The organism is Thiobacillus denitrificans, from assembly GCF_001530125.1.
GTDB lineage: Bacteria > Pseudomonadota > Gammaproteobacteria > Burkholderiales > Thiobacillaceae > Thiobacillus > Thiobacillus denitrificans_C.
In genome coordinates this window covers 1-820 of the sequence record NZ_LDUG01000065.1, presented here as the reverse complement: position 1 = coordinate 820, position 820 = coordinate 1, and the positions used below count along the sequence as shown (strand labels likewise).

The window sequence follows — 820 nt, the reverse complement described above, 5'->3', positions numbered from 1 at the left end:
GCGGCTCGCCCACGGCCAGCGCGATTTCCCGCTGGGCCATCGCGTAGCGGGTCAGCGAATCCATGATCAGCAAGACGTTTTTGCCCCGGTCCCGGAAATACTCGGCCAGACAGGTGGCGTAAGCGGCCCCTTGCAGCCTGAGCAGGGGTGAGGTATCGGCGGGGGCCGCCACCAGCACCGCGCGGGCCATGCCTTCCTTGCCCAGCGTGTTCTCGATGAAATCCTTGACCTCGCGGCCGCGTTCGCCGATGAGTCCCACCACAATCACATCGGCGCTGGTGTAGCGCGCCATCATGCCGAGCAACACGCTTTTGCCGACGCCCGAGCCGGCAAACAGGCCCATGCGCTGGCCCCGCCCCACGGTCAGCATGGCGTTGATGGCGCGAACGCCCACATCCAGCACGTCCTTGATGGGCGCGCGGGTCAGCGGATTGATCGGTGCCCGGGACAGCGGCACTTCCCGGTCGAAATTGAGCGGACCCAGGCCATCGAGCGGCCGGCCTGCGGCATCCACGACACGGCCCAGCATGCCCTCGCCGACAGGCAGGCGCTTGGTCCGTGGCCCGACGCCGCCGGCACCCGCGGGCGATTCGAGCGCATAGACGCGGGCACCCGGCAGCAGGCCGTCAACGGCGCTGAGCGGCATCAGCAGGATGCGCTCACCCGCAAACCCGACGACTTCTGCCTCAGCCGTTTTTTGCGCATAGCCGGGGGGGAGTTCAATCAGGCAGTCGCTGCCCACCGGAAGGCGCAGGCCCACCGCTTCCAGCACCAGCCCCACGGCACGGGTAAGCCGTCCGTAGGTACGGACCGGAACGCC

General features: G+C 68.4%; 1 pseudogene. It reads right to left on the bottom strand.

The features are described 5' to 3' along the window. Window positions 1-820: pseudogene (locus tag ABW22_RS16345) on the bottom strand (flagellum-specific ATP synthase FliI); the annotation flags it as partial.